Raw genomic sequence first — 2,081 nt, 5'->3', positions numbered from 1 at the left:
CAGGGCGCGCATGAGCTCGATCATGCTCTGCTCCAGGACGCTCCAGTCGGACTCCGGATGTGCCTGGGCATCCTGTGCGAGCCGCTGGAGGAGAAGAGCGCCGCTGGCCACCACCGGATCGGCGGGAGTGAAGACCCTGGCCTGGGTTCGCCGGAGGACCCGGGCGGGCAGCCGGAGGCGGGCCACCGGCACGGTGATGGTCGTCATGTCGCAGCGATCCTGCCGGGACATGACCAGCGGTTCCGAGGTCGAGGTGAACAGCATCGACCCGGGGACGAGCTCTGCGGTGCGGTCGCCGTGGCGGACGGTGAGCGACCCGTCGGTGAGGAGATGAAGCGTGACGGCCGGTTCGAGCGGGAGGGGGTAGCTCGCGAGGGCCGCCTGCGGCGTCCCCCGGCGCACCGATTCCGGGATCGAACTGAGCGAGAACATCGAGAGCAATCGGCTTTCCCATCCGCAACCAGGGCCAGTGGAGAGGTGGAAGCGACGATACCTTTCTCGCGGGAAAAGGGAAAGGGAGCGGCTGTGCGCGCGGTGGAGATGAATCAGTGCGCACCGGTGCAAGACGCCCTCGCCGATCCCGGCATATGGTTCGAGCGAGCCGTCGGCTTCCGGCCCGGCGGACCATCACCAACCGAACTCAGGGAGGAATCATGGGCACAATCACCACGAAGGACGGGACGGAGATCTTCTACAAGGACTGGGGATCCGGGCAGCCGATCGTGTTCAGTCACGGATGGCCGCTCTCGGCCGATGACTGGGACGGGCAGTTGCTCTTCTTCCTCAACCACGGCTACCGGGTCATCGCCCACGACCGCCGCGGGCATGGTCGGTCCACGCAGACCTCCGAGGGGCACGACATGGACCACTACGCCGCCGACCTCGCCGCCCTCACCGAGTTCCTCGACCTGAGGGACGCCATCCACGTGGGCCACTCCACCGGAGGCGGCGAGGTGGCCCACTACATCGGCCAGTACGGGGAGGAGCGGGTCGCCCGCGCGGTCCTCATCAGCGCGGTGCCGCCCATCATGGTGCAGACGGAGAGCAACCCGGGCGGACTGCCCAAGAGCGTCTTCGACGACCTGCAGGCGCAGCTGGCGGCCAACCGTTCGGAGTTCTACCGGGCGCTTCCGTCTGGGCCGTTCTACGGCTTCAACCGGGAGGGTGTGGAGGCGTCGGAGGCGATCATCGAGAACTGGTGGCGCCAGGGAATGATGGGCGGGGCGAAGGCCCACTACGACGGCATCGTGGCGTTCTCCCAGACCGATTTCACGGAGGACCTCAAGAAGATCACCGTGCCGGTACTGGTCATGCACGGCGAGGACGACCAGATCGTCCCCTACGCCGACGCCGGCCCGCTGTCGGCCAAGCTCGTGCAGAACGGCACCCTGAAGTCGTACCCCGGCTTCCCGCACGGGATGCCGACGACCCAGGCCGACACGATCAACGCCGACCTGCTGGAGTGGCTGCAGTCGTAACCGGAGGGCCACCTGCGCGGCACGGCGACGATCGGGCCCACGACTCAGACACGGTGGATACGCTGACCGGGTGCGAACCGTGACGATCCTCGACGACTATCAGCGGGTGGCCCTCGCCTCGGCGGACTGGACGGAGGTCGAGCGCCGCTTCCGGATCGAGACGATCGCCGATCATCTCGACGGCGAGGCGCTCGTCGAGCGGCTGCGGCGAAGCGACGTGGTCGTGGCCATGCGCGAGCGCACCGCGTTCCTTGCCGAGGTGCTCGAGCGTCTGCCTGCGCTGCGGCTGCTGGTGACCACGGGCATGCACAACGCGGCCATCGACCTGACCGCGGCCGCCGGGCGCGGCATCGTCGTCAGCGGCACCGGCGGGGCGGGCAACGGCGTGCCGGAGCTGACGATCGGGATGATGATCGCCCTCACCAGGCACATCGCCGCGGAAGACGCATCCGTGCGGTCCGGGGGCTGGCAGCACACCATCGGTCCGGGGCTCGCGGGGAAGACCCTCGGTGTGCTCGGGCTCGGCCGGCTCGGCACCGCCGTCGCGCGGCTCGCTCGGGCCTTCGACATGAGGATCATCGCCTGGAGCCGCTCGCTCACCCC

General features: G+C 68.8%; 3 protein-coding genes. 2 read left to right on the top strand and 1 reads right to left on the bottom strand.

Going from position 1 to position 2,081, the window contains the following annotated elements; all coding sequences use genetic code 11:
* Positions 1–432 (bottom strand): hypothetical protein (locus tag VGC18_RS10660; RefSeq protein ID WP_331097119.1); only part of this gene is annotated, 432 nt, incomplete at its 3' end.
* Between the two features lie 221 nt (positions 433–653).
* Between VGC18_RS10660 and VGC18_RS10655 the strand changes: the two genes are divergently transcribed.
* Complete coding sequence (locus VGC18_RS10655) at positions 654–1,478, top strand: alpha/beta hydrolase (RefSeq protein ID WP_331097117.1); 825 nt, start codon at positions 654–656, stop codon at positions 1,476–1,478.
* Positions 1,479–1,548: 70 nt separating this feature from the next.
* A partial coding sequence (locus VGC18_RS10650; protein ID WP_331097115.1) for an NAD(P)-dependent oxidoreductase occupies positions 1,549–2,081 on the top strand: 533 nt, incomplete at its 3' end.

Source organism: Lacisediminihabitans sp. (assembly GCF_036404185.1).
In the GTDB taxonomy this organism is placed as follows: domain Bacteria; phylum Actinomycetota; class Actinomycetes; order Actinomycetales; family Microbacteriaceae; genus Lacisediminihabitans.
This window is presented reverse-complemented; position numbering and strand designations above follow the sequence as displayed.

What these genes read in the sequence shown, in the direction of transcription:
- VGC18_RS10655 (WP_331097117.1), top strand. Translation starts at nt 654, where the DNA reads ATGGGCACAATCACCACGAAGGACGGGACGGAGATCTTCTACAAGGAC.